General features: G+C 60.3%; 29 protein-coding genes. 17 read left to right on the forward strand and 12 right to left on the reverse strand.

Going from position 1 to position 24,580, the window contains the following annotated elements:
• Positions 1 to 143: 143 nt before the first annotated feature.
• Together ACI77D_RS17625 and greB are read left to right on the forward strand one after the other, a co-directional pair.
• Positions 144 to 1,148 (forward strand): hypothetical protein, encoded by a 1,005-nt coding sequence (locus ACI77D_RS17625; RefSeq protein WP_064451522.1) that lies wholly within the window; start codon positions 144 to 146, stop codon positions 1,146 to 1,148.
• 125 nt (positions 1,149 to 1,273) lie between these two features.
• Positions 1,274 to 1,747, forward strand: a complete 474-nt coding sequence (gene greB, locus ACI77D_RS17630) for a transcription elongation factor GreB (RefSeq protein WP_064451523.1) — start codon at positions 1,274 to 1,276, stop codon at positions 1,745 to 1,747.
• 43 nt (positions 1,748 to 1,790) lie between these two features.
• On the opposite strand, the gene ACI77D_RS17635 is transcribed toward greB, so the two are convergent.
• Together ACI77D_RS17635 and ACI77D_RS17640 are read right to left on the reverse strand one after the other, a co-directional pair.
• Positions 1,791 to 4,301, reverse strand: a complete 2,511-nt coding sequence (locus tag ACI77D_RS17635; protein WP_064451524.1) for an ABC transporter permease — start codon at positions 4,299 to 4,301, stop codon at positions 1,791 to 1,793.
• Positions 4,301 to 4,984 carry an ABC transporter ATP-binding protein gene (locus ACI77D_RS17640; RefSeq protein WP_064451525.1) on the reverse strand — a complete coding sequence of 228 codons (684 nt, stop codon included), beginning with the start codon at positions 4,982 to 4,984 and terminating at the stop codon, positions 4,301 to 4,303. Before ACI77D_RS17640 ends, ACI77D_RS17635 begins: the two co-directional genes overlap by 1 nt.
• Before the next feature lie 10 nt (positions 4,985 to 4,994).
• Here ACI77D_RS17640 and ACI77D_RS17645 point away from each other — a divergent pair, with 10 nt between their 5' ends.
• The 3 genes from ACI77D_RS17645 to ACI77D_RS17655 all read left to right on the forward strand — a co-directional run bounded on the left by ACI77D_RS17645 (position 4,995) and on the right by ACI77D_RS17655 (position 7,005).
• Positions 4,995 to 5,600 carry an arylesterase gene (locus ACI77D_RS17645; protein WP_064451526.1) on the forward strand — a complete coding sequence of 202 codons (606 nt, stop codon included), beginning with the start codon at positions 4,995 to 4,997 and terminating at the stop codon, positions 5,598 to 5,600.
• Positions 5,601 to 5,658: 58 nt separating this feature from the next.
• Positions 5,659 to 5,949 (forward strand): hypothetical protein, encoded by a 291-nt coding sequence (locus tag ACI77D_RS17650; RefSeq protein WP_064451527.1) that lies wholly within the window; start codon positions 5,659 to 5,661, stop codon positions 5,947 to 5,949.
• An 84-nt stretch (positions 5,950 to 6,033) separates the two neighbouring features.
• Positions 6,034 to 7,005 carry a L,D-transpeptidase family protein gene (locus tag ACI77D_RS17655; RefSeq protein ID WP_064451528.1) on the forward strand — a complete coding sequence of 324 codons (972 nt, stop codon included), beginning with the start codon at positions 6,034 to 6,036 and terminating at the stop codon, positions 7,003 to 7,005.
• Positions 7,006 to 7,139: 134 nt separating this feature from the next.
• Here the strand turns inward: ACI77D_RS17655 and oprI are convergent, their stop codons facing one another.
• Complete coding sequence (oprI, locus tag ACI77D_RS17660) at positions 7,140 to 7,391, reverse strand: outer membrane lipoprotei OprI (RefSeq protein WP_003172710.1); 252 nt, start codon at positions 7,389 to 7,391, stop codon at positions 7,140 to 7,142.
• Between the two features lie 612 nt (positions 7,392 to 8,003).
• Here oprI and ACI77D_RS17665 point away from each other — a divergent pair.
• Positions 8,004 to 8,285 (forward strand): GNAT family N-acetyltransferase, encoded by a 282-nt coding sequence (locus tag ACI77D_RS17665; RefSeq protein WP_407017174.1) that lies wholly within the window; start codon positions 8,004 to 8,006, stop codon positions 8,283 to 8,285.
• A 64-nt stretch (positions 8,286 to 8,349) separates the two neighbouring features.
• On the opposite strand, the gene ACI77D_RS17670 is transcribed toward ACI77D_RS17665, so the two are convergent.
• Both ACI77D_RS17670 and ACI77D_RS17675 read right to left on the reverse strand, forming a co-directional pair.
• Entirely contained in the window at positions 8,350 to 9,426 is a 1,077-nt protein-coding gene (locus ACI77D_RS17670) for a 3-deoxy-7-phosphoheptulonate synthase (protein ID WP_053255142.1), read from the reverse strand.
• 131 nt (positions 9,427 to 9,557) lie between these two features.
• Positions 9,558 to 9,992: a PilZ domain-containing protein gene (locus ACI77D_RS17675; RefSeq protein WP_064451530.1), complete on the reverse strand. Its 435-nt coding sequence runs from the start codon at positions 9,990 to 9,992 to the stop codon at positions 9,558 to 9,560.
• Here ACI77D_RS17675 and ACI77D_RS17680 point away from each other — a divergent pair.
• The 5 genes from ACI77D_RS17680 (at position 9,991) to cysB (ending at position 13,921) form a co-directional block, all read left to right on the forward strand.
• The gene (locus ACI77D_RS17680; protein ID WP_064451531.1) at positions 9,991 to 10,377 is read left to right on the forward strand and encodes a hypothetical protein; all 387 of its coding nucleotides are present in this window, start codon (positions 9,991 to 9,993) and stop codon (positions 10,375 to 10,377) included. The genes ACI77D_RS17675 and ACI77D_RS17680 overlap by 2 nt on opposite strands.
• Entirely contained in the window at positions 10,374 to 11,339 is a 966-nt protein-coding gene (locus ACI77D_RS17685) for a putative 2-dehydropantoate 2-reductase (protein ID WP_407017140.1), read from the forward strand. Before ACI77D_RS17680 ends, ACI77D_RS17685 begins: the two co-directional genes overlap by 4 nt.
• A 15-nt stretch (positions 11,340 to 11,354) precedes the next feature.
• Positions 11,355 to 12,272 (forward strand): 5'-nucleotidase, encoded by a 918-nt coding sequence (locus ACI77D_RS17690; protein ID WP_064451533.1) that lies wholly within the window; start codon positions 11,355 to 11,357, stop codon positions 12,270 to 12,272.
• A 70-nt stretch (positions 12,273 to 12,342) separates the two neighbouring features.
• Positions 12,343 to 12,843, forward strand: coding sequence for a universal stress protein (locus ACI77D_RS17695; RefSeq protein ID WP_221294281.1), 501 nt, complete (start codon positions 12,343 to 12,345; stop codon positions 12,841 to 12,843).
• Positions 12,844 to 12,946: 103 nt separating this feature from the next.
• The gene (cysB, locus tag ACI77D_RS17700; protein WP_003189876.1) at positions 12,947 to 13,921 is read left to right on the forward strand and encodes an HTH-type transcriptional regulator CysB; all 975 of its coding nucleotides are present in this window, start codon (positions 12,947 to 12,949) and stop codon (positions 13,919 to 13,921) included.
• Positions 13,922 to 13,926: 5 nt separating this feature from the next.
• On the opposite strand, the gene ACI77D_RS17705 is transcribed toward cysB, so the two are convergent.
• The gene (locus tag ACI77D_RS17705) at positions 13,927 to 14,409 is read right to left on the reverse strand and encodes a GreA/GreB family elongation factor (protein WP_262667404.1); all 483 of its coding nucleotides are present in this window, start codon (positions 14,407 to 14,409) and stop codon (positions 13,927 to 13,929) included.
• A gap of 12 nt (positions 14,410 to 14,421) precedes the next feature.
• Entirely contained in the window at positions 14,422 to 14,790 is a 369-nt protein-coding gene (locus ACI77D_RS17710) for a hypothetical protein (RefSeq protein ID WP_064451536.1), read from the reverse strand.
• 132 nt (positions 14,791 to 14,922) lie between these two features.
• Here ACI77D_RS17710 and earP point away from each other — a divergent pair, with 132 nt between their 5' ends.
• Both earP and ACI77D_RS17720 read left to right on the forward strand, forming a co-directional pair.
• Positions 14,923 to 16,056 (forward strand): elongation factor P maturation arginine rhamnosyltransferase EarP, encoded by a 1,134-nt coding sequence (earP, locus tag ACI77D_RS17715; RefSeq protein WP_407017141.1) that lies wholly within the window; start codon positions 14,923 to 14,925, stop codon positions 16,054 to 16,056.
• A 49-nt stretch (positions 16,057 to 16,105) separates the two neighbouring features.
• A complete protein-coding gene (locus tag ACI77D_RS17720) occupies positions 16,106 to 16,678 on the forward strand; it encodes an elongation factor P (protein ID WP_064451538.1) in 573 nt (190 codons plus the stop codon).
• Between the two features lie 65 nt (positions 16,679 to 16,743).
• On the opposite strand, the gene ACI77D_RS17725 is transcribed toward ACI77D_RS17720, so the two are convergent.
• The 3 genes from ACI77D_RS17725 to ACI77D_RS17735 all read right to left on the reverse strand — a co-directional run bounded on the left by ACI77D_RS17725 (position 16,744) and on the right by ACI77D_RS17735 (position 18,909).
• A complete protein-coding gene (locus ACI77D_RS17725) occupies positions 16,744 to 17,163 on the reverse strand; it encodes an organic hydroperoxide resistance protein (protein ID WP_034126737.1) in 420 nt (139 codons plus the stop codon).
• A gap of 262 nt (positions 17,164 to 17,425) precedes the next feature.
• A complete protein-coding gene (locus ACI77D_RS17730; RefSeq protein ID WP_064451539.1) occupies positions 17,426 to 17,878 on the reverse strand; it encodes a MarR family winged helix-turn-helix transcriptional regulator in 453 nt (150 codons plus the stop codon).
• Positions 17,879 to 17,958: 80 nt separating this feature from the next.
• Positions 17,959 to 18,909 carry a LysR family transcriptional regulator gene (locus ACI77D_RS17735; protein WP_064454883.1) on the reverse strand — a complete coding sequence of 317 codons (951 nt, stop codon included), beginning with the start codon at positions 18,907 to 18,909 and terminating at the stop codon, positions 17,959 to 17,961.
• Between the two features lie 108 nt (positions 18,910 to 19,017).
• Between ACI77D_RS17735 and ACI77D_RS17740 the strand changes: the two genes are divergently transcribed.
• Entirely contained in the window at positions 19,018 to 19,767 is a 750-nt protein-coding gene (locus ACI77D_RS17740; protein WP_407017142.1) for a sulfite exporter TauE/SafE family protein, read from the forward strand.
• Here ACI77D_RS17740 and ACI77D_RS17745 read toward each other — a convergent pair.
• The gene (locus tag ACI77D_RS17745; RefSeq protein WP_407017143.1) at positions 19,757 to 20,638 is read right to left on the reverse strand and encodes a LysR family transcriptional regulator; all 882 of its coding nucleotides are present in this window, start codon (positions 20,636 to 20,638) and stop codon (positions 19,757 to 19,759) included. The two genes, ACI77D_RS17740 and ACI77D_RS17745, sit on opposite strands and share 11 nt — an antisense overlap.
• Before the next feature lie 70 nt (positions 20,639 to 20,708).
• Between ACI77D_RS17745 and ACI77D_RS17750 the strand changes: the two genes are divergently transcribed.
• Both ACI77D_RS17750 and ACI77D_RS17755 read left to right on the forward strand, forming a co-directional pair.
• Complete coding sequence (locus ACI77D_RS17750; RefSeq protein WP_064451542.1) at positions 20,709 to 20,915, forward strand: DUF1127 domain-containing protein; 207 nt, start codon at positions 20,709 to 20,711, stop codon at positions 20,913 to 20,915.
• A 45-nt stretch (positions 20,916 to 20,960) separates the two neighbouring features.
• Entirely contained in the window at positions 20,961 to 22,193 is a 1,233-nt protein-coding gene (locus tag ACI77D_RS17755; protein WP_407017144.1) for a winged helix-turn-helix domain-containing protein, read from the forward strand.
• A gap of 97 nt (positions 22,194 to 22,290) precedes the next feature.
• Here ACI77D_RS17755 and ACI77D_RS17760 read toward each other — a convergent pair whose 3' ends face one another.
• Positions 22,291 to 23,637: a class II 3-deoxy-7-phosphoheptulonate synthase gene (locus tag ACI77D_RS17760; protein ID WP_064451544.1), complete on the reverse strand. Its 1,347-nt coding sequence runs from the start codon at positions 23,635 to 23,637 to the stop codon at positions 22,291 to 22,293.
• 124 nt (positions 23,638 to 23,761) lie between these two features.
• Here ACI77D_RS17760 and ACI77D_RS17765 point away from each other — a divergent pair, with 124 nt between their 5' ends.
• Positions 23,762 to 24,517: a spermidine synthase gene (locus ACI77D_RS17765; RefSeq protein WP_128591332.1), complete on the forward strand. Its 756-nt coding sequence runs from the start codon at positions 23,762 to 23,764 to the stop codon at positions 24,515 to 24,517.
• Positions 24,518 to 24,580 lie beyond the last annotated feature (63 nt).

Here is a 24,580-nt window from a genome sequence, read left to right on the forward strand (position 1 = left end):
CGTGGGGACATGTTTATCAGATAAGTCCTACGTCAGATTGGATAACTTGCTGAAACAATTGCGTTGTTTCGAGCTTATTAATGGCCGGATGTTTATCTGGCGTTTATATAAGGTTTACTCTTTCGCAATGAGGCCTGAATAGCATGATGCTTCTACGTACCCTTGTTCTTGAACGCAGCGGCCAGGACGCACCGGTCAACGGTGCATTGCTCTGCGGGTTTGCCGTAGCGCAGACCGACTCCAACTTTCTTGTCTATAGCCTGGATGAAGAGATCGAACCCGGTAACTCGAGGGTCTATATCGCGGCGTTACGCAAGAAACTCGATCGGTATTTCCTGGGCGGTGTGGAGTCCAAGGAAGACCTGCAAGTTGCCATGCAAGTCTTTAAGCAAATCCTGATGATGGCGGCAGCTTCCGGCACTAAGACGGGCGCGGTTCTCGAGTCTTCGATCCCGTTTCATTTCATTGATTTGAAAGGCTGCAAGTTGCCACCTGCGAGGCCTGAGGATCATCATTCAATGATGATCAAGAAAGCCTTGGTCATGAAGGTCATTACCTTGGGCATGTCCGCGCCCACATTGCCTGTGATCGAAAGTGCTTCATTGATCGTGCCGTCCATTCGCTTCTCGTCGCAGATGGTTTCGCCACCCCGAACCACGACTCCACCCAAGGCCGCCGAGCAGCCTGTTTCCGAGCCCGTCGTGCCACAACCCCTGGACTCTCCCGTTGCGACAACGCAGGCGCCGGAGCCGGCCGAGCCCAGTGCGCCAGCGGCTCGGCTTGAGCCCCGAGAACCGGCGCCGCACAAACTCCCTGCCAAGATGGAACATGCATCAATGGTTGAGGTGGACAGCACGCTGACCAGCCTCGCCAAGGTCGCCCAGGAGCTGGCACAACAGAAACTCGCCGTTATCGAACGCGAAGAAATACTGGAGCAGTGGCAGGCTCGACTGGAGCAAGAGCAGAGCGCGTTGGATAAAAAGGGTGTTGAGTTGGAGCAGCACGCCACGCAGTTGCAGAACCAGACATTGGAGGTTGGCCGGAAGGCTGAGAAGTTGGCGCTGGCGCTATCGCAGGTGTCGGGGATGCGTGAGCGTCTGCAGGGTGTGCTCCTTGAGCTGGATCACGCCTTGGATGGCCAGGGTTGAACCGATGGGTTCTCTGGTCTGGCTACTTTTCAGGGTTCATTTATTATCAACCCCAGCCAGCCGACGCCAAGGCATGATGCCGTGGCGTATCGGCACCATTGGACATTGTCTGGGGATGCAAGCGTTTGAGTACCAAGCTGATTACCAAAGAAGGTCATGAAGCGCTGAAAAAAGAGCTGGATTACCTGTGGCGTGAGAAACGTCCGGATACCACCCGCAAGGTGACCTGGGCGGCTTCCCTCGGAGATCGCAGCGAGAACGCGGATTACCAATACAACAAGAAACTGCTGCGTGAGATTGATCGGCGCGTGCGCTACTTGCGCAAGCGTCTGGAAGACATGCGGGTGGTGGAGTACATGCCTGAGCAGGAAGGCAAGGTGTTCTTCGGCGCTTGGGTCGATATCGAAAATGAGCAGGGTGAGACCAAGCGTTTTCGAATCGTCGGCTATGACGAAATTTATGAGCGCATGGATTACATCTCCATCGACTCACCCATGGCCCGGGCGCTGTTGCGTAAGGAAGTCGACGATGAGGCTATCGTGCAGACACCGAATGGTGAGGTGTGCTGGTGGATTACCGGTATCGAGTATGTGAAGTAGACGATGGCCGGCACGCGATTTCGCGTGCTGGCCATCGGTCGTTTCAGCCTTCGCGCAGTACGGTCAACGGGCTGGCATTCAGCGCGCGGCGCGTACCCAATACACCGGCACCGCCGATCAGCACGGCACCGATCACTGGCAGCAGTAGCAGCCACGCATGTGGATGCCATACCAGGTCGAAGGCGTAGCGGTACAGCACCCATGTCACCAGTTCCGTGCCCAGGGCCGCCAGCAGGCCACTGACCGCGCCCAGCAAGCCGAACTCGATCCGCCGAGCCTTGACCAGCAACCTGCGCTCGGCGCCCAGTGCACGCAACAGCGCACCTTGGCGAATTCGCTCATCCAGCGTGGCCTGCAGGCCCGAAAACAACACGGCCATCCCGGCAGCCAACACAAACAGCAATACGTACTCCACCGCCAGGGTCACTTGGGCGAGAATGCTGCGCAACTGCTCCAGCAAGGCTTCGACCTGCAATATCGTGACTGCCGGGAATGCTCGGGACAGGTCGACGATCTGCTGGTCGTGCCCAGGCGCCAGGTAGAAGCTGGTCAGGTAGGTGGCGGGCAGGTCCTTCAACGTGCCCGGCTGGAAGATCATGAAGAAGTTGGGCTGGAAGTTATCCCAGTTGATGGTCCGCAGGCTGGTGACCCGCGCTTCGCGATTCTCCCCACCGATGGTGAACACCAGGTGATCGTTCAGCTTGAGCTTCAGGCTTTCGGCGACCTTGGCTTCTACCGACACCCCAGGGATTTCATCGCCCGGTTGCTGCGACCACCAGGAACCTGCGGTCAGGACGTTGCCCGGCGGCAGGTCGGCCGCCCAGGTCAGGCTCAAGTCGCGCTGCACGGCACGGTCACCGCTGGAGTCTTTGCTGACGATTTGCTGCACGGGTTCGCCATTGATGCTGATCAACCGGCCCGGCACCACCGGATACAGCGGCGCCGCTTGCGCCTGCAGGTCCAGCAGGCGCGCGCCAAAGGCGTCCTTGTCGGCCGGCAGGATATTCAGGGCGAAATAGTTGGGGGCGTCCTTGGGCAGCTGGTTTTGCCAAGTGTCGAGCAGTTCACCGCGCAGCAGGGCGATCAAGCCCATGGACAACAGGATTAGCCCAAACGCCAGGGACTGACCGGCCGCCGCCAGTGGGTGACGCAGCAATTGGCCCAAGCCCAGGCGCCAGGGCAGGGAGGCGCGCGCCAATAGCCGTCGCAAGCTCTGCAGCAACAACAAGAGCAGGCCGCCGAGGATCAGCGCCGCCATCACGCCGCCGCCCAGCAACGCAAAGGTCAGCACCAGATCGAGGCTCAGGCGCCACATGATCAGGCCGAGGGCGAACAGTGCGGCGCCGTACACCATCCAGGTGCTGGAAGGTATCGGCAGCATGTCACGGCGCAATACCCGCAGCGGTGGCACGCGGCCCAGCGCCGCCAACGGCGGCAGGGCGAAGCCGGCGAGCGCAACCAGCCCGGTGCCGATGCCTGCAACTGCCGGCAGCAGCCCGCCGGGCGGCACGTCGGCCGGCAACAGGTCGTGCAGGAAATAGAACAGGCCAAATTGCGCCAGCCATCCGAGCACGGCACCGGTCAGGCTCGCCAATAGGCCCAGTACGCTCAGTTGCAGGCTGAACAACACCATCGTTTCGCGGCGTGACAACCCGAGGCAGCGCAGCAGTGCACTGGCGTCGAAACGTCGGCTGGCAAATCGGTTGGCCGACAGCGCCACGGCCACGCCGGCCAGCAGCACCGCCACCAGGCTGGCCATGTTCAAGTAACGTTCGGCCTTGCCCAGGGCGCCGCCGATCTGCTGGTTGCCGTCTCGCGAATCCTGCAGGCGCTGGTTGGCGGCAAGGCCTGGCTTGACCAGGTCGCGATAGGTTTGCAGCGCCGTGCTGCCTTGGGGGGCACGCCACAGTTCGCGGTAGCTTACGCGGCTGCCGGGCTGCACCACACCGGTCGCGTCCAGGTCCGAAAGGTTGATCATCACCCGAGGCGTGAGGCTGTAGAAGTTGCCGGCGCGGTCGGGTTCATAGGTCAGGATGCGAGCCAGTCGCAGGGTTTTCATACCGACGTCGATGCTGTCGCCGACCTTCAGGTTCAGCGCCGTCAACAGCCTAGCTTCCACCCAGGCTTCGCCGGGTTTTGGGCCGCCTCCCGGGGTTTCGGCACCGAAGGGCTCTGTCGCGCTTTTCAGCTCGCCACGCAACGGGTACTGCTCGTTGACCGCCTTGATACTGGAGAGCTGGATGCCGTTATCCGTGGCGATAACGCTGGAGAATTCGACGATGCGCGCGTGATCCAGGCCCAGTTCGGTCCCGGATCTGATTTGTTCGGGACGTGCCGGCGAGCTGCCTTCGAGCACCAGGTCGGCACCGAGAAACTCGGTGGCACGCAACAGCATGGCGCCATTGAGGCGTGCGCCGAAGTAGCCGATGGCCGTGCTGGCCGTCACCGCCACCAGCAAGGCGAAAAACAACACGCGCAATTCGCCGGCGCGGGCGTCACGCAGTAATTGGCGCATGGCAAGGCTGAACAGGCGCAACAGCGGCATACGTGCCATCAAGGCTCCAGGGGCGCGACCATCAGGCCGGCTTCAAGGCGGATCAGGCGTCGGCAACGGTGGGCCAGGCGCTCGTCGTGGGTGACCAGCACCAAGGTCGTGCCGCTCTCTTTATTGAGCTCGAACAGCAGGTCGCTGATGCGCTCGCCGGTGTGGCTGTCGAGGTTGCCGGTAGGCTCATCGGCAAACAGCACCTCCGGCTCGGCGGCAAAGGCCCGGGCGATGGCGACCCGCTGTTGCTCGCCACCGGAAAGCTGGCGTGGCGAGTGGGTCAGCCGTTGGCCCAGGCCGACGCGCTCCAGCAGGTACCTGGCGCGTTCCCGGGCGTCTTTGCGACCGTCAAGTTCCAGCGGCAGCATGACGTTTTCCAGGGCGTTGAGGCTGTCGAGCAGCTGAAACGATTGAAAAACGAAACCCACGTGCTCGGCACGAATGCGCGCGCGCTGGTCTTCGTCGAGGGTGCTCAAGGCTTGGCCGGCGAGGGTGACTTCACCGCTGCTGGGCAGGTCGAGGCCGGCCAGCAGGCCGAGGAGGGTGGATTTGCCGGAACCGGAACTGCCGACGATCGCCAGGCTATCGCCCTTGTTCAGTTCCAGGCTCAGTTCGTGCAGGATAGTCAGTTCACCTTCCGCGCTGGGAACCACTTTGCTAAGGTTTCGCGCGGTGAGAATGCTTGCGCCCATGGAGAATCCGATGCGAATGTGGTTTTTGAGTGCTGGCCTGGCCTTGATGTGCATGGCCCAGAACGCAGCGGCGGGTACAGTCCTGATCGTTGGGGATAGTATCAGTGCCGGTTTCGGACTGGATACCAGCAAAGGGTGGGTAGCGTTGTTGGGACAACGGCTCAAGAGCGAAGGTTTCGACGATAAAGTGGTTAACGCCTCCATCAGCGGCGACACCAGTGCCGGAGGCCTGGCGCGGCTGCCGGCGGCGCTTGCAGAGCATAAGCCAGATGTCGTGATCCTCGAGTTGGGCGGCAATGACGGTCTGCGCGGCCAGCCGCCCGCGCAATTGAAACAAAATCTTGCTTCGATGATTGACCAGTCCAAGGCCGGTGGTGCCAAGGTGCTGCTGTTGGGCATGCAGTTGCCACCTAATTACGGGCCGAAATACACCACGGCATTTGCCGAGGTGTACGGGGCCTTGGCCAAGGAGAAAAGTGTCCCGTTGGTGCCGTTTTTTCTCGAGGGAATCGGTGGCCACCCGGAACTGATGCAGGCGGATCAGCTTCATCCGGCGGTCGGCGCCCAGGGCAAGTTGCTGGAAAATGTCTGGCCGACGCTAAAACCGCTGCTATGACGCTTTTCTAGCGGCAGGCTTTCGGCTAAGGTGGCGCCCCCCCGATCTGGAGCCCCCGATGTCGCGCCCTGCCTGGTCCCTGTTCAACTACCAACTGATCGAGCCTGACGAGCAGCTGGATCTGTTCGCCTGCCAGGAAGTCCGGGTGCATCTGGTGGCGCGTCAACTGGAGTTGGGCGGCTCGATCGACCGCACACTCTGCGGCACATTATTGCCGGCGCAACCGCGCTGGTCGTCGGTGGGTCGCTCGATCTTTCAGGACCAGCGGTTGTGCCCATTGTGCCGGGCGATTCTCGAATCGCAAAAGCGCGGCACGCCGCTGATCTGGCCGGAACTGCGCTTCGAATAGCAGCAGGGCAGACTGATGCTTGAAGTGCGCTTCACGTATACAATCAGTTTTTTCCTACCCGTCGTTCTGCGAAGGATTTTCCGGATGTTGTCGCGCCTTTCCGTCGTTACCTGCTGCCTGTCTCTCGCTGCGCTTTGTGCGGCCGGTTCGGCGTCAGCCTTGCAGTTGCCCTTGCCACCGCCGGGTGAAGACATCGTTGGTCAGGTCCAGGTGATCAAGGCCAAGTACGAAGACACCTTCGCCGACCTGGGTACTACCTATGACCTGGGCTATTCGGAAATGGTCGCGGCCAACCCGGGTGTCGATGCCTGGTTGCCCGGCGCGGGCACGGAAATTGTGCTGCCCACGCGTTTCATCCTGCCGCCTGGCCCCCGCGAAGGCATTGTGATCAACCTGGCGGAATATCGGCTTTATTACTATCCCAAGGGCCAGAACGTGGTTTACACGTTCCCGTTGGGGATTGGCCGCGAGGGCTGGGGTTCACCCGTCGCGCACACCACCATCACGGGCAAGATCCCCAACCCGACCTGGACGCCACCCGCCTCGATCAAGGCCGAGCATGCCGCCAACGGCGACCCGCTGCCTAACGTGGTGCCGGCCGGCCCGGATAACCCGCTGGGGCCGTTCAAGTTCACGTTGGGCACGCCGGGGTATCTGATCCACGGTTCCAACATGAAATTTGGTATCGGCACGCGTACAAGCCACGGCTGCTTCCGCATGTTCAACAACAACGTGCTGGAAATGGCGAGCATGGTGCCGGTTGGCACGTCGGTGCGAATCATCAGCGATGCCTACAAGTTCGGCAGCAGTGGCGGCAAGGTCTACCTGGAAGCGCATACGCCGCTCAATGATGACGGCACACCGTCGGTCGTCGACAAGCACACCGCGGTGATCAACGCCTTGCTCAAGCGCGAAGACCTGGCCAATAACCTGCGGGTCAATTGGGATCAGGTGCGTGACGTGGTGGCGGCGGAAGACGGTTTGCCAACGGAGATTGGTGTGCCGGGCGGCAACGCGCCAGTGGTGTCGAGTACGCCGGTCGACCTGCAGCAATAAGCGGGCTCGATCAAACGCCCGCCCTGGCCTTGCGCTGCGGCGGGCTTTTTATTGCACGCGATTCAGGGCTGAATTCCGCGCAATAAAAAGCCGATCCAAGAATGGATCGGCTTGATAACAACCCCGAAGGATTATTACTTGCGGCTTGCTTTTTCAAGCATGCGCAGAGCGCGCTCGTTAGCTTCGTCAGCAGTCTGTTGTGCTTTTTGAGCAGCAGCCAGAGCTTCATCAGCTTTACGGTAGGCTTCGTCTGCACGAGCCTGGGAGCGAGCTGCTGCGTCTTCAGTTGCAGTCAGACGAGCTTCGGTTTCTTTGGAGACGCTGCTGCAACCGGTAGCCAGAACTGCGGCCAGAGCCAGAGCAGAGAATTTCAGAACGTTGTTCATCGTGTTCCCCTTCAAGGACTTTCTATTAAATGGCTACTTTCTCAGAGTGAGCTGATAGCCGGCGTACATACTACTCATTACTTGTAGTAAGTAAACTGACGTAGCGCAAGAAGCAAAAAAAATTCTTGCGCCGAATCTATTTTGGCTAATCTTTTGGGGGTTTGTATAAAAACCCTCCGGGAATTTTCATATCAGTGGGAACTGGATCCAAGCTGAAAGGTCCGGCCCGCATGTGTTGGGCCTGCCAAACACGTGAAGATTTATATATCGACGTTGACACTTTTTTTCAGGTTGCCTTTGCCTCACCCGGTATCTTTTGCGCATGTAGAGGTGACTTTAAGAGCGGCAGTTCGTCTCAAGCTTCAACTGCCGGCAATGTTCAGGCTATCGATTGCTGATTGATCGAGGCTCTTTCTGTAACCACCAGCGGCAGGGGATGACGAGTGCGCCTTGAGCTATTGCAGGATTGGTGCCTACTATTCTCTACGTGCTGGTTGTGAGCGCTATAGGTTTTCTCGTTGTCGAAACCGGCACGGGGTGGCGTAGATGTTCCTTCGCCGGAAAAACATCGGTAAGGTAGGGGTCGAAATTCAAGACCCGCGAGGAGTAGTGATGAGCGAGGCGTTGTCCATCCACCATGACCAGGCTGGTCATCAGTTCGAGACCAATGTGGACGGTCATCGTGCCTATCTGACCTATATGGACCTCGGGAAGCAGACCCTGGACATCTATCGTACCTTCGTGCCCAACGCACTGCGTGGCCGTGGCATTGCTGCTGCGTTGACCGAGGAAGCGTTGAAGTTCGCAGAAGACGCCGGGTACACAGTCATCCCTTCGTGCTCCTACGTCGAACGCTACATGGAGCGCCACCAGCACCATGCCGCGAAGCTGTAACTGATCAGTCGCACACAAAAACGCCGGGCTTAGCCCGGCGTTTTTGTGTGCGCAATTGCGTGGTTCAGGTGCGTTTGCGTTTGGGCAACACGTCCTTGAGCTTGGCGTGCATGCTGCGCAGGGTGGTTTCGGTGGCGGCCCAGTCGATGCAGGCATCGGTGATCGACACGCCGTACTGCAAGTCGGCCAGGTCTTTTGGAATCGCCTGGCAGCCCCAGTTCAAGTGGCTCTCGACCATCAGACCGATAATCGACTGGTTGCCTTCAAGAATCTGGTTGGCGACGTTTTCCATCACCAGCGGTTGCAGGGCCGGGTCCTTGTTGGAGTTGGCGTGGCTGCAGTCGACCATGATGTTCGGCTTGATCTTGGCTTTGTTCAGCGCCTGTTCGCACAGTGCAACGCTGACCGAATCATAGTTCGGCTTGCCGTTGCCACCGCGCAATACCACGTGGCCATACGCGTTGCCCTTGGTGGTGACGATGGACACGCCACCTTCCTGGTTGATACCGAGGAAACGGTGCGGGCTGGAAACCGATTGCAGCGCGTTGATCGCGACCGTCAGGCCGCCATCGGTGCCGTTCTTGAAGCCCACGGCCGAAGACAGGCCGGACGCCATTTCGCGGTGGGTCTGGGATTCGGTGGTGCGCGCGCCGATGGCCGACCAGCTGATCAGGTCCTGCAGGTATTGCGGGGAGATCGGGTCGAGGGCTTCGGTGGCGGTGGGCAGGCCCATTTCGGCGAGGTCCAGCAGCAACTGACGACCAATGTGCAAGCCGTCCTGAATCTTGAACGAGTCGTCCAGGTACGGGTCGTTGATCAAGCCTTTCCAGCCGACGGTGGTCCGCGGTTTTTCGAAATAGACGCGCATCACCAGGTACAGGGTGTCGGACACTTCCGCCGCCAGTACCTTGAGCCGCTCGGCGTATTCGTGGGCCGCCTTGAGGTCGTGGATCGAGCACGGCCCGATGACGACGAAGAGGCGGTGGTCGGTGCCGTCGAGAATGTCACGGATGACTTCGCGGCCCTTGGTGACGGTCTGCAGGGCAGCGTCGCTCAGAGGGATTTCGCGCTTGAGCTGATCGGGCGTGATCAGGGTCTCGTTGGATTCGACGTTTAGGTCATTGATCGGTAAATCAGCCATCGTGTTACTCGTCAGGGTCACGGGTGCCGGCCGCCAGCCATCCCCGTGCGGCGGAGCACAGCATGATTTGAATGCAGGGGGGAGGAACCTTAGCGCGTAACACGGGCCCGCGACAATGGGCAAAACCGGCTTTAATCCAGCGCTGGCGCCACAAAAGCCTCGTGGGAGAACTCAACGGCATGGCGCGAGACCCACTCGCGAGCCATGGCTTCGAGCTGGGCAGGGGTCGGCTCCGTGTCTTCGTGCAGGCGACAGTAGCGTTCTATCTGGCACACTTGCTCGCCCATGCGTGCACCGAACAACGCGTGCTCATCGGTAAAAGAGATGCCGACGCGATAGCCCTGGTCGACTTTGCGGCACCAGGCTACATAGCCCGGATAACGGGCGGTGGCGCCAAGGGACGGGATGTACAAATCAACGGCTGTGCCCTGGCGCAAGGCACGCGGGCAATTGCAGGCGACGCCGCCCAGGCCGATAGTGTGCAGGCGTTGCCGGGGAATGGCAGGGGAGGGACGTTGGATCAACTCGACAGCGACATCATCAGGGTGAGGTAAAAAACGACCCATGTACACGGACTCCGAGCGCCGTCCAGTTGACGGCAGTGGCAGCAGTATAGTGAAGGAACAGGAATTGACCGACCTGGATATTGACCAGCAATTGCTGGGATTGCCAGGTATTTCGCTGGTGGTGTTTACCAGCGTAGGCTGCTCCAGTTGCCGCTGGGCACGCCAGCAGTTACCGAGTTGGACGTTGCCGGTGGACCGCGTGTGCTGGGTCGATGCCGGGAACAACGGCGGAGCGGTCGAGCGCTACCAGATCTTTCATTTGCCCGCGTTGTTCCTCGTGTGCGAGGGTCAATTTCTTGGGCAATTACAGTCACGCCTTACGAATAAAGACCTTACCGACGCGGTGAATCACGCACTCACCCGCACACCAGAGGATTTGCCATGAGCGCAGTTGCACCCGAGTCGTCTCCACGTATTGGCATTATTGGCACCGGTGCGATCGGTGGGTTCTATGGGGTGATGCTGGCGCGGGCCGGGTTCGATGTGCACTTTCTGTTGCGCAGCGAATATGCAGCGGTCAGCGAACATGGCCTGCGCCTCAACAGCACGCTGCATGGCCAGTTGCACTTGCACCCGGTGCAGGCTTATGCCCGCGCCGCCGATATGCCTGCCTGCGATTGGCTGTTGGTCGGGACCAAGTCCACCGGCAATGTGGACCTGGCCCCAACCATCGCCCAGGTCGCAGCGCCGGACGCCAGGGTGGTGCTGTTGCAAAACGGCCTCGACGTCGAAGACAGCCTGCGTGAACACCTGCCGCCGTCGCTGCACCTGCTGGGCGGCCTGTGTTATATCGGCGTGCATCGTGCCGCGCCTGGCGTCGTCGAGCATCAGGCCCTGGGCCGGGTCAATCTTGGCTATCACAGTGGCACGGCGGCCAATGATGAGGCGCGCCAGAAGGCGATTGTCGAAGAGGGCGCCGCGCTCTTTCACAAGGCCGGTATCGAGTCCCAGGCCATGGCCAGCGTCCACTTGGCCCGCTGGCACAAGCTGGTGTGGAATGTGCCTTACAACGGCCTCTCCGTGTTGTTGGGCACCGGCACTACCGCAATGATGGCGGATGAATCGAGCCGCGAACTGATCCAGGCATTGATGGCTGAATTGGTGAAGGGCGCCCATGCCTGCGGTCATGAAATCCCTGCCAGTTATGCCGAGCAGATGTTCGCCATGACCGAAACCATGGTTGACTACCTGCCGAGCATGTACCACGACCATGTGCACAAACGCCCGCTGGAGTTGGCGGCGATTTACGCACGGCCACTGGCCGCCGCCAAAGCCGCAGGTTGCGAATTGCCACGCATGGAAGCGCTTTATCAGGCATTGAGTTTTATTGATCGGCACAACCGCTGATTCGGGGGGCACACCATGGCGAAAGGATTGGGCGACAAGTTGGTGCTGGCGATTTCGTCGCGGGCACTGTTCGACCTGAGCGACAGCCACAAGGTCTACCTGGCCGAAGGTGTGGAGGCTTACCGCAAATACCAGATCGAACACGAGGAAGAAACCCTCGAGCCCGGCGACGCGTTCCCACTGGTCAAGAAGTTGCTCAGTCTTAACGCCAGCCTGGGGCGTGCTCGCGTCGAGGTGGTATTGGTGTCGCGCAACAGTGCCGATACCGGCTTGCGGGTGTTCAATTCGATCCAGCATTACGGTCTGGATATTTCCCGTGCTGCTTTCGTCGGCGGGCGTAGTCCCTATCCTTATTTGGCTGCGTTTGGTTGCCATCTGTTTCTTTCGACCCATGCTGAAGACGTGCGCAGCGCACTCGATGCCGGTTTTGCGGCGGCGACGATTCTGTCGGGCGGTGCGCGTCGGGCATCGAGTGAAGAACTGCGGATTGCGTTCGACGGTGATGCAGTGCTGTTTTCCGATGAGTCGGAGCGTGTGTACCAGGCCGGCGGGCTCGAGGCGTTTCAGGCCAGCGAGCGCGAGTCGGCGCGCCAGCCTTTGCACGGCGGTCCGTTCAAGGGCTTCCTTGCGGCGCTCAACCTGTTGCAACGTGAGTTCGCGGATGACGCGTGCCCGATCCGCACGGCGCTGGTGACTGCGCGCTCGGCGCCCTCGCATGAGCGCGTGATTCGCACATTGCGCGAATGGGATATCCGCCTGGACGAGTCGCTGTTCCTTGGCGGCCTGGAGAAATCTGCATTTCTGGAGGCGTTTGCCGCTGACGTGTTTTTCGATGACCAGGCCGGTCATTGTGAGAAAGCCAGGGAGGTGGTGGCCACCGGGCATGTGCCCCATGGCATCAGTAATGAGCTGAAAATCCAGACCGAGCGCTAAGTCAGCCGAAGTCGTCAAGGCGCTGCTAAGCTCATTCAATCCCCGCCATCCTGGCAGTCCAGGAGGTTCTATGATTCGTTCGATGCTGTATGCCACGGACCTTGGTCTGTATGCGCCATATGTCATGCAACACGCGCTGGCGCTGGCCCGAACGTTCAAGGCGGATTTGTATGTGATCCATGTGGTCGAGCCGATTGGGCTGTTCGCCGAATCGGTGTTGCAGAGCTATCTTGATGAGAAAGCCTTGAGTGAATGGCAAAGCCAGGGGCTTAACACCGTGATGGCGACGATTGAGCAGCGGGTACTGGACAGTTTTCGCGAGGAGTTGGGGGAAGGGGAGCAAGACTTGAAGTTGATTCGCTCGGTGCGTGTGATTCAGGGGGACCCGTGCGAGGTGATTCTCGACCAGCTGCGTAAACTTTCCGTCGACCTGCTGATCGTAGGTAGTCACAGCCATGCAACCGCCGCCGCCACACCGCTCGGGCGCACGGCAGCGAGGGTGCTGCAACTGGCGACAGTGCCGGTTTACATGGTGCCGTCGCTGCAGCGTCGGCGCAGTGATGACAGTTGATCGGTAAAAGCGATAAAAAGTTCTAGATTTATCCGTCTGACCTTTAATATAGTTATATACCGTCGCTGATACCCGTGGCGTCTATTTGCTTTGAGGGACATCTATGAAGCTTCAACAACTGCGCTACATCTGGGAAGTGGCGCACCACGACCTCAACGTTTCCGCTACCGCTCAAAGCCTCTACACCTCGCAACCCGGTATCAGCAAGCAGATCCGCCTGCTCGAAGACGAGCTGGGCGTCGAAGTGTTCGCGCGCAGCGGCAAGCACCTGACCCGCGTCACCCCGGCTGGCGAGCGCATCATCACCACCGCCGGCGAGATCCTGCGTAAAGTCGAAAGCATCAAGCAGATTGCCCAGGAGTTCTCCAACGAGAAGAAAGGCACCCTGTCGATCGCCACCACCCACACCCAGGCGCGTTATGCCTTGCCGCCGGTGATCCGCGATTTCATCAAGCAGTACCCCGACGTGGCGTTGCACATGCACCAGGGTTCGCCGATGCAGATCGCCGAGATGGCCGCTGATGGCACCGTTGACTTCGCCATTGCCACCGAAGCCCTGGAGCTGTTCGGCGACCTGGTGATGATGCCGTGCTACCGCTGGAACCGTTGCGTCGTCGTGCCCCAGGGTCACCCGCTGGCCAAGCTGCCGAAGTTGACCCTGGAAGCCCTGGCTGAATACCCGATCGTGACTTACGTGTTCGGTTTTACCGGCCGCTCCAAGCTCGACGAAGCCTTCAGCCATCGCGGCCTCACCCCGAAAGTGGTGTTCACCGCCGCCGACGCCGACGTGATCAAGACTTACGTGCGCCTGGGCCTGGGCGTGGGGATCGTCGCCAAGATGGCGGTCGACACCAACCTCGACAAAGACCTGGTGGTACTCGACGCCAGTGAGCTGTTCGAGTCCAGCGTGACCAAAATCGGCTTCCGTCGTGGCACATTCCTGCGCGGCTTCATGTGCGATTTCATCGAGAAGTTCGCACCGCACTTGACCCGCGAAGTCATGGCCAAGGCGATCCAGTGCCACAATAAGCAGGAACTGGAAGAGCTGTTCGACGGCGTAGAATTGCCCGTCCACTGAGTGGTTTATTTGGCCTCGGTAACCGTAAAATGTTGCCGAGCGCCTGCCACCAGAATCTCCACCTCATCACCTTCGAACTTGCCCAACAGGCTTTTGCCCAGAGGCGAGCGCGGGGTGATGACGGTTATCGGTTGCCCCACCACATCCACTTTCAGACCTGCTGCATCCGGCGCCAGGAACAGCCACTGCTGGCGACCGTTCTCGTCCTCCAGCCCCAGTAGCGCACCGACTTCTATGCCGCGCTGATCATCATAGGCACGCAGTTGCAGGGTATGGCACAGCGTCAGCGCCTGTTTGATTTCCTCGACGCGTTTGGCCTGCCCGGCCGCCAGGTAGGAAGCTTCCAGCCCCAGCGTGTCGTACTTGTTTTCCGCAATGTTTTCTTCGTGGGTCGCGGTTTCGTAGGCGGTCTGCGCGGCGCGCTGGGCGATGTCGAGGTCGACGGTGAGCTTTTCCAGGATCAACTGGTGAACGGCGTGTTTATTCATGGCTGTGCTTGATCATTCGCAAAATTGCAGGACGTTCGCCTTGCTCTTTTCATTGGGGGCGTTCTGGTCCTGCTGCAGCCAGAACTGGCATTTGGGGTTGGACAGGTTGCGCGCATTGTTGCGCGCCTGGTCCAGGGTTTGCTGTTGTTCCTGCTTGCGCAGGTTCTCCTGATACTGCTCGAACATGCGGTTCGGTGGCTCTGGCGCAACAACCGCGGGCTTGCCCAATTGTTGAACCGCCTGAGCAACCGGCGCCAGGGTTTGCACAAACACGTAGCGCGATGCCAGCCACGCGGTCAGCACGATGGCGATAAACCCAAGCCACAGGCCAAAAGCCACAGCCATACTGAGTTTGAACAGCGATAACGGACGATCAGACATGATTGTCTCCTGGCAGGTAGTTGCGGCGTGACGGCGATTGTCGCACAGCCACTGTGCAGAATAATCGCGATCAAGCCTTCTGCATCAGCGCATTTATGCGGACAATCGAGCCTTTGAGCGTTGGAGCCCGGAATGAAAGCCCGCTGGGATATTTTTTGCAGCGTCGTCGACAACTACGGCGACATTGGCGTGACCTGGCGCCTGGCCCGGCAATTGGTGGTGGAGCATGGGTGCGAAGTGCGCTTGTGGGTCGATGACCTACGCGCCTTCGAGCGCATGTGCCCCGAAATTGATGTGCGACTGGACCAGCAATGGCAAGAGGGTGTGGAGGTTCGCCACTGGCCGGCGCCGTGGCACGACACGCCCTCTGCCGATGTCGTCATTGCCGCTTTCGCTTGCCAGTTGCCGCCCGATTATATGGAAGCCATGGCCGCTCGGGAACGCACGCCGTTGTGGATGAACCTGGATTACCTTAGCGCTGAAGACTGGGTGGTGGGGTGCCATCGCTTGCCGTCGGTGAAGTTCAAGGGCGTGCAGAAGTACTTTTTCTTCCCTGGCTTTCGCCCGGGTACGGGTGGGTTGCTGCGAGAGTCCGGCTTGCTGGAGCAGCGTCATGCCTTTCAGCAGGATCGCGCCGCGCAGCAACAATTCCTGCAAGCGCTGGGCGTATTTCCTGCGATTGGTACACGGTTGATGTTGCTGTTTGCCTACGAAAACGCCGGGCTCGCCAGTTGGCTGGAGGTGTTGGCGACGGACGGGCGTGCCACTCATCTATTGGTGCCGGAAGGGCGCATCCTCGGCGATGTACAGCGTTGGCTCGGTGTAGAAGGGCTGGCGGTGGGGGATATCCATCAGCGTGATGCCCTGACCGTGCAGGTACTGCCGTTCGTACGCCAGGAACAATATGACCGCCTGCTGTGGTGCTGCGACTTCAACGCCGTGCGCGGCGAAGACTCGTTCGTACGCGCCCAGTGGGCCGGGCGCCCGTTGTTGTGGCACATCTATCGCCAGGATGAAGACATCCACCTGGACAAGCTTGATGCTTTTCTCGAGCTCTACACCGCGGCCTTATCGCCGGCAGCCAAAGTCGCGCTGGTTGCGCTCTGGCAAGCCTGGAACGCTGATGGCGATATGGCACAACCGTGGAAAATGCTGCTGGAGCACTGGCCTGAGGTGTCTCAGAACGCCGAGACGTGGTGTCTGGAACAAGGCTTGCAGGCCGATCTTGCGACGGCGCTGGTACAGTTTTATGAAAGTTGGATATGATACGCGACCTTGATTTTTGTAAATCCCATCCAAATTTCGGATATACGCAATGAAAACTGGTAAAGAACTGAAACCCGGTACAGTGATCCGTCTCGAAAACGACCCTTGGCTGGTTCAGAAAGCTGAGTTCACCAAGTCTGGTCGTAACAGCGCAATCATGAAGACCAAGCTGAAGAACCTGCTGACCGGTTACAAGACCGAGATCGTCTACAGCGCCGATGACAAACTGGACGACGTGATCCTCGACCGCAAAGAAGCGACCCTGTCCTTCATCAGCGGCGACACCTACACGTTCATGGACACTTCCGACTACACCATGTACGAACTGAACGCTGAAGATATCGAAGCCGTTCTGCCGTTCGTGGAAGAAGGTATGGAAGACGTCTGCGAAGCTATCTTCTTTGAAGACCGCCTGGTTTCCGTAGAGCTGCCGACCACCATCGTGCGTCAGGTTGACTACACCGAAGGTTCCGCTCGCGGCGACACTTCGGGCAAGGTAATGAAACCTGCCAAATTGAAAAACGGTACCGAACTGGCCGTTGCAGACTTCATCGAGATCGGCGACATGATCGAGATCGACACCCGCGAAGGCGGTTCGTACAAAGGTCGCGCCAAGAAGTAATTCTGGCCCTGCCGATACGAAAAAAACCCGACCTGGCGTCGGGTTTTTTTATGGGCGTTTATTAATCAGACCGTCACGTGCAGGCGCACATCGACGTTGCCACGGGTGGCGTTGGAGTATGGGCAGACTTGGTGAGCGGCATCGACCAGGCTTTGCGCATCATCTTGGGCCAGGCCCGGCAAGCTCACGTGCAGGTCGATGTCCAGGCCGAAACCACCGGGGATTTGACCAATGCCGACGTGGGCGGTGATCGAAGCGTCATCCGGGATTTTGCGCTTGGTCTGGCTGGCGACGAACTTCAGGGCACCGATAAAGCAAGCCGAGTAGCCGGCGGCAAACAGTTGTTCAGGGTTGGTGGCTTGGCCGCCGGCACCGCCCAGCTCTTTGGGGGTAGAAAGTTTGACGTCGAGGATGTTGTCGCTGGAAACCGCACGACCATCACGGCCGCCGGTGGCGGTGGCTACTGCGGTATAGAGAGTTTGCATGGTGTCGTCCTTTTGGGTTGTTAGCGCTAAATGTTTGCGCGCTAAGTAGTTGGTGAGGCAAATGTATAGCGCTAATGTTTAGTGCGCAAGATAAATTACAAAAAATTTTGCATTGCGTAATCTACTGGCCCACCACACAAACAAATGTGGGAGCTGGCTTGCCTGCGATTACGGTGTGTCAGTCGATGTATTCATGACTGAAGTACCACGATCGCAGGCAAGCCAACTCCCACATTTGGTAGTTGGCGTTTGGTCTACCGCGTCAGACGTTAGCCTGCAGCTTTCCCCGCAATGCAATCAAATCGCTTTGCAACGTGCGCAACTGCTCCAGCTCCAGGCCGCTGGCGCCGAGGATGCAGTGGGGAATCCCCTTGGCTTTTTCCTGCAAGCCGCGGCCGGCGGCGGTGAGCTCCACCACTACCACGCGCTCATCTTCACGGCTGCGGGTGCGGCTGAGCAGGCCTTCGGCTTCCAGGCGCTTGAGCAAGGGTGTCAGGGAGCCCGGATCGGTCAGCAGACGGCTGCTGATTTCGCCGACGGTCAAACCATCTTCTTCCCACAGCACCATCATGGCCAGGTACTGCGGATAGGTCAGGCCGAGGGCTTGCAGCAAGGGCTTGTAAACCTTGGTCATCAGCAGCGAAGTGGAGTGCAGGGCGAAACACAGCTGGTTGTCCAGCATCAGGGATTCGCAAGGGGCGGGATTTTTGCTCATGGCGGTGCCTCGAAAAAGCGTGTCTGAGCTGGAATCTAGCGGGCAAATCTTTAATGCGCCAGATAATTCTGGCCGAGTAGTCAGACCAGGCCGCTTTGCAGTGCCAGATCCCACGGTGGCACGGGGCTGAAGCGCGACTTGAGGTATTCCAGCAACAACCGGCTACGGGCATTGGCCTGCTGTTCCAGGCGCAGGGCATAGATGCCGGTGGTTTCCGGGCTGGGCAGGCCGTTTTCGCAAAACAGTGGCAGCAGTTCGCCACGCACCAGGTATTCACTGGCCAGCCAGGTCGGCAGATGCGCAATACCCAGCCCGGCGAGAGCGCCCGAGAGCAGCGCTTCGGCGTTATTGGCACTCATGCGAATGCGCCGCGGGCGATAGGTGGCGCGGCGCCCGTCCAGTTCAAAGCGCCAGGCGAACATCGGCGCCAGGCCGTCCCAGTCGAGCCCGTCATGCTCGCTCAGGTCCCGGGGATGGGTCGGCGTGCCACGGTTTTTCAGGTACGCCGGGCTGGCGCAGGCGATACGCACGATGCTGGCCAAGGGTGTGGCGATCAGGCGGGTATCGACGATATGCCCCGCGCGCAGCACCAGGTCGACCTTGCCCAGGTGCGCTCCCTGCATATCGACGAAACTGTCGATCAAATGCAGGTGCACATCCAGCCCCGGGTATACGTTCAAAAAGTCCGCAATCACCGGCGCCAAGTGCCGTCGCCCGAACGCGGCCGGGGCGTCCACACGAATCAAGCCTTCCGGCGCATGGCTCAACGACACCGCCTCGGCACGCGCCAACTGCAACTCGCTGACGATTCGCCGCGCTCGCTCCGCAAAGGCCAGGCCGGCCGGGGTCGGCACCACCGCGTGGGTGCTGCGCTGAAACAAGCGGCTGCCCACCGAGTTTTCCAGGCTGTCGATGCGCCGGGCCACTGCCGACGGGGTCAGCGGATGGCGGCGGGCGGCGGCGGAAAAGCTACCGGTCTCGAGTACATCAAGAAACAGGCCCAGTTGATCAGTCAGGGTATTCGGGTTCATCGGCGAACGCTTATGCGAGATTGGCACAGCCATTGTGCGTTGCTGTGCCTTTGCGCGCCAGAGTCGACTGCGTAGCATGCGAGGCCTGGGCTTTTGGAGTAATGAGCGGTGTTGGATCTAGCGATGTATCTGGTATTGGGCGCGGCCCTCGGCACCGTGGGCGGCCTGTTCGGCATTGGTGGCGGGCTGATTGCGATCCCGGTACTCGGCGTGTTGTTCGGCCTCGATCAACAGCTTGCGCAAGGCACGGCGCTGGTGATGGTGGTGCCCAACGTAATGCTGGCCCTGTGGCGTTACCACCAGCGCAACCGCATCGAACTGCGCCACGCGCTCCCGTTGGGCGTCATGGGCTTCTGCTTCGCCTGGCTCGGCTCGATCTGGGCAGTCGGCCTGGATGCCGGCGCCATGCGCATCGGTTTTATCGCGTTCTTGCTGACGCTGTCGGCGTACAACCTGTTGCGCATGTTCACCCGTAATGCGCCACTGACTGCGCAGATGCGGTATTCCTGGCCCTGGCTCGGCGTGCTGGGTGCCGCTTCCGGTTCCATGGGCGGTTTGTTTGGAGTGGGCGGGGCGGTGGTCGCCACGCCGGTGTTGACCAGCCTGTTCGGCACCTCCCAGGTGGTCGCCCAAGGCCTGTCCCTGGCCTTGGCGTTGCCCAGCACCGGCGTCACCCTGGTCACCTACGCCTGGCACCACGAAGTGGACTGGATGATCGGCGTTCCACTGGCGGTGGGTGGCCTGTTGAGTATCAGTTGGGGCGTGAAAGTTGCCCACGCGCTGCCGGAGCGGGTGCTGCGCGGCTTGTTCTGCGGTTTTCTGGCGGTGTGCGCGGTGATGCTGACCTTTAAAGTTTGAAGCCTTCGAGGATGTACTCGGCCAGGCATTCGGTGATCGGCGAAGTCATGGCCGGGTTGCGCAGCAGCCGCAAATTAACCGACGGCAACGGCGGAAATCCCTCGTCACTGCCGAGTACGCGCAGGTCGTCTGTCACCAGGCTTTCCATGCTGACGGTCACTGCCAGGCCTGCGCTGACTACCGCCTGGATCGCCGCCCCGTTGGAGCTGTGGTAGGCCAGGCGATAGTCGCGCCCAATGGATTCGAGGGCGGAGCGGGTCCAGTGGGTGCAGAAACTGTCCACCCCGGAAATGGCCAGCGGCAGCGACTCATGCTCGTCCACACAGAAGCATGGCGCCGCCGCCCAGACCATGCGCTCATTGCGCAACAGTTCGCCGATTTCACTCCCTGGCTCCCGGCTGATCACCGTCAGGGCCAGATCGCGGCGCTGCATCAACACCAATGACGATTCGCAGTGCATTTCGATCTGGATCAGCGGGTACGCTTTGGAGAACCGCTTGAGAATCCCCGGCAGGAAGCGCATCACGTAATCGTCCGGCGTACCGATGCGCACCAATCCGACCATATGGGGCTCGCGCAGGGTGTTGAACACTTCGCTGTGCAGCTTGAGAATGCGCCGCGCATAGCCCAGCAGGACCTGGCCTTCAGGTGTCAGTCGCACCTGGCGGCCGTCGCGTTCGAATAGCTTGCGTTGCAGCACGTCTTCTTCCAGGCGCTTCATCTGCATGCTCACCGCCGATTGCGTGCGATTGACCAGCTCGCCAGCACGGGTAAACCCGCCCTGATCGGCGATGGCGACGAAGGTGCGCAGCACTTCTGTGTCGATGCTCGGGTAGCCGGACAATTGATCAATCTCCGAGATGTATTGCATAAGAAACATTCGTTGGATTGATCATAAGGCCGGGCACACACTCTCGTCATCCCCACTGGAGGGCGAGAAGATGAAAGGTCAGAAAGGTTTTGTGTTGATGACGAAACGCCCGTTTTTCGGGCTGTTTCAGGTGGTGGCCCGTTGGCAGGCGCTGCACCATGAGCGTCAGGTGCTGGCGAACTTGAGTGATGATGCGCTCAAGGACATCGGGCTCAATCGTGGCGACGTGGAGCAGGACCGTCACCTGCATTTCTGGCAAGACCCGCTGCGCAAGTGACCCAGGATGCAGTAGGGTAGTCGGCGAGCCCATACGGAGAATTCCATGCCCGTCGACCTGTGTTTTTCACTCAAGCAAGCTCGACGCATGGCGCTGGCGGCCCAGGGTTTTTCCGGGCGCCAGGCGCCTGCAGTGATCAAGGCTGCGCACCTCAACCGCGTGATTGATCGCTTGGGCGTGTTGCAGATCGATTCGGTCAATGCGGTGGTGCGCTCCCACTACCTGCCGCTGTTTTCCCGCCTGGGTCATTACGCCCCTTTGCTCCTTGAGGACGCCGCCTGGAGCCAGGGGCGGCGGCGCTCGCTATTTGAATATTGGGGCCATGAGGCCTCTTTGCTGCCGATGGCGTTGTACCCGTTGATGCGCTGGCGCATGGAAAGGGCAAAGCTGGGGCAGGGGATTTATGCGCAGATGGCGCGTTTTGGGCGTGAACAGCAGGCCACTGTTCATCGCGTCCTGCGCGCCGTCGAGGAGCTGGGCGCGTTGGGCGCGGGCAGTTTGTCCACCCGTGAAGAGCGCGCCGGCCCCTGGTGGGATTGGAGTGATGAAAAACATGCGCTCGAATGGCTGTTCGCTGCCGGCCTGGTCACCGTCGCCGGGCGGCGTGGTTTTGAGCGGCTCTACGATTTGCCGGAGCGGGTCATCCCCGGCGACATCCTTCACCAGGCTACCTTGAGCGAAGCTGAGGCCCAGCGCGGCTTGCTGCTGCACAGTGCGAGTGCATTGGGTGTGGCAACCGAAAAGGACCTGCGCGATTATTTCCGCCTGGACCCCGCCGACGGCCGTAACCGCCTGGCGGAGTTGGTCGAGGATGGGCAACTGCTGGCGTGCCGGGTGCAGGGCTGGACGCAACCGGCTTACTGCCTGCCCGAGCCGAAAGTATCCCGCAAGGTGGTGGCCAGTGCATTGCTGTCGCCGTTCGATTCGCTGATCTGGGAGCGCAGCCGCACCGAGCGTCTGTTCGGTTTCCGCTATCGGCTGGAGATCTACACCCCGCAGGCAAAACGGGTGTACGGCTACTACGTGCTGCCGTTTTTGAACAACGAACGGATCGCTGCGCGTGTGGACCTGCGCGCCGAACGCGCCAACGGGCGCCTGGCGGTGCATGCAGTGCACGAAGAAGAGCCGGGGCTGGACGAAGCGGGGATGCAGGCACTGGCGTTGAACCTGCGGCAAATGGCTGACTGGTTGGGGTTGGAACAGGTCCAGCTCAATTGTCAGCGGCCGAGTGCCGCTCGGTTAAGAGCGGCAATGCTCGACTTGGATAGTGGCCTTTAGGGCCCCATCGCGGGCAAGCCCGACTCCCACAGGAGTACGCGGTGGAATGTGGGAGCCGGGCTTGCTCGCGATGGCGTCGGCCGGTCAAGTCAACGTCTCAGCGTTTGACCTGTTTTAAGGTCTCGGCAATCAGGAACGCCAGTTCCAGCGACTGATCGGCATTCATCCGTGGGTCGCAATGGGTGTGGTAGCGGTCCGACAAGCCATCTTCGGTGATCGGCCGTGCACCGCCGATGCATTCGGTAACGTTCTGCCCGGTCATCTCGATATGAATCCCGCCGGCATACGAGCCCTCGGCCTGATGCACCTGGAAGAACTCCTTCACCTCGCCAAGAATCTGCGCAAAGTCGCGGGTCTTGTAGCCGCTGCTGGCCTTGATGGTGTTGCCATGCATCGGGTCCGAGCTCCACAGCACCTGCTTGCCTTCACGCTGCACGGCGCGGATCAGGTTGGGCAGGTGGTCGCCGACCTTGCCTGCGCCCATGCGCGCGATCAGGTTGAGGCGGCCGGGGTCGTTGTCCGGGTTGAGGATGTCGATCAGGCGGATCAGGTCCTCCGGGTTCATGCTCGGGCCGACCTTGACGCCGATCGGGTTGTTGACCCCGCGCAGGAATTCGACGTGGGCACCGTCCAACTGACGGGTGCGGTCGCCGATCCACAACATGTGGGCCGAGCAGTCGTAGTAGTCGTTGGTCAGGCTGTCGCGGCGCACGAAGGCCTGTTCATAGTTGAGCAGCAGCGCTTCGTGGGCGGTGAAGAAGCTGGTTTCGCGCAGCTGCGGCGAGCTGTCCATGCCGCAGGCGCGCATGAAGGCCAGGGTTTCGTCGATGCGGTCCGCCAGTTGGCTGTACTTCTCGGCCAGCGCGGAGTTGGCGATGAAGTCCAGGTTCCACTTGTGCACTTGATGCAGGTCGGCAAAACCGCCTTGGGCAAACGCGCGCAGCAGGTTAAGCGTGGCGGTGGACTGGTGATAGGACTGCAGCAGGCGGTCAGGGTCCGGCACGCGGCTTTTTTCGTCGAAACCGATGCCGTTGACGATGTCGCCGCGGTAGGCGGGCAGGGTAATGCCGTCGATGGTTTCATCGTTGGCCGAGCGCGGCTTGGCGAACTGGCCGGCCATGCGCCCTACTTTCACCACCGGGCAGCCGGCGGCGAAGGTCATCACAATCGCCATCTGCAGCAGCACCTTGAAGGTGTCGCGGATTTTTGCAGCCGAGAACTCGGCGAAGCTCTCGGCGCAGTCGCCGCCCTGCAACAGGAATGCGCGGCCCTGGGTCACTTCGGCAAACTGACGGCGCAACTCGCGGGCTTCCCCGGCAAACACCAGTGGCGGGTAGCTGGCCAGGTTCTGCTCCACTTGCAGCAAGTGTGCAGCGTCCGGGTACTGGGGTTGTTGCTGGATCGGCAGGGCGCGCCAGCTATCGGGGCTCCAGGGTTGGCTCATCGTGAACTCGATTGGTTGATTGACGGTCGGGCGCCAATGTTATCAGCAATTAGTGCGTGACCTGTTGCCGCCGGTTGGCCGACAATCGCGCCTTTGCCGTGCGGTAAACCCTTTAGGAGTAGTGATGACCGAGGAGCGTGTCGAGCGCCTGCTGGCCGAAGTCCATGATGATTTCGGCATGATCCGTGTGCTCGAAGTGGCCGATTACCGGTTTCTCGAGTTTGGCGATGCCATCGAGCAAAGTTGCGTATTTACCGCCGACCCGAGCTGGCTGGAGTACGACTACACCCGTGCAATGTTGATTGGTGCGTTGTGCCATGAGCAGCCGGAAAGCGCGCTGTTCCTGGGCCTTGGCGCCGGCACGCTGACCCAGGCGTGCCTCAAGTTCCTGCCGCTGGAAGACGTCGAAGCCATCGAGCTGCGCCCGGATGTGCCACGCCTGGCTATTGAGTACCTGGGGCTGGATGACGATCCGCGCCTGTACATCCGCATTGGTGACGCGCTGCAATTGCTCGACACCGCGGAGACGGCCGACCTGATTTTCGTCGACCTGTACACCGATGTTGGCCCGGGCGTCGGGCATCTGGCCTGGACCTTTCTGGAAAACTGCCAAAAGAAACTCAACCCGGGTGGCTGGCTGGTGATCAACCAGTGGGCGACCGACGACGGCAAACCACTGGGCGCGGCCTTGCTGCGCGGGTTGTATCACCGGCACTACTGGGAGCTGCCGGTGAAGGAGGGCAATGTGATTCTGCTGGTGCCTTCGGAGCTTGATCAGGAATTGGACCTGCCTGCGCTGTCGGCCCGTGCCGAAGCGCTGGCGCCGCGGTTGGGGTATTCGTTGCAGGCGTTGATCAAGGCTATTCGGCCGGCGACCTAGTCGACTGTTCCGACGCCTTCGCGAGCAAGCCCGCTCCCACATTTGAAATGCATTCCAAGTGTG

Source organism: Pseudomonas sp. O39 (genome assembly GCF_045447295.1).
GTDB lineage: Bacteria > Pseudomonadota > Gammaproteobacteria > Pseudomonadales > Pseudomonadaceae > Aquipseudomonas > Aquipseudomonas antarctica_A.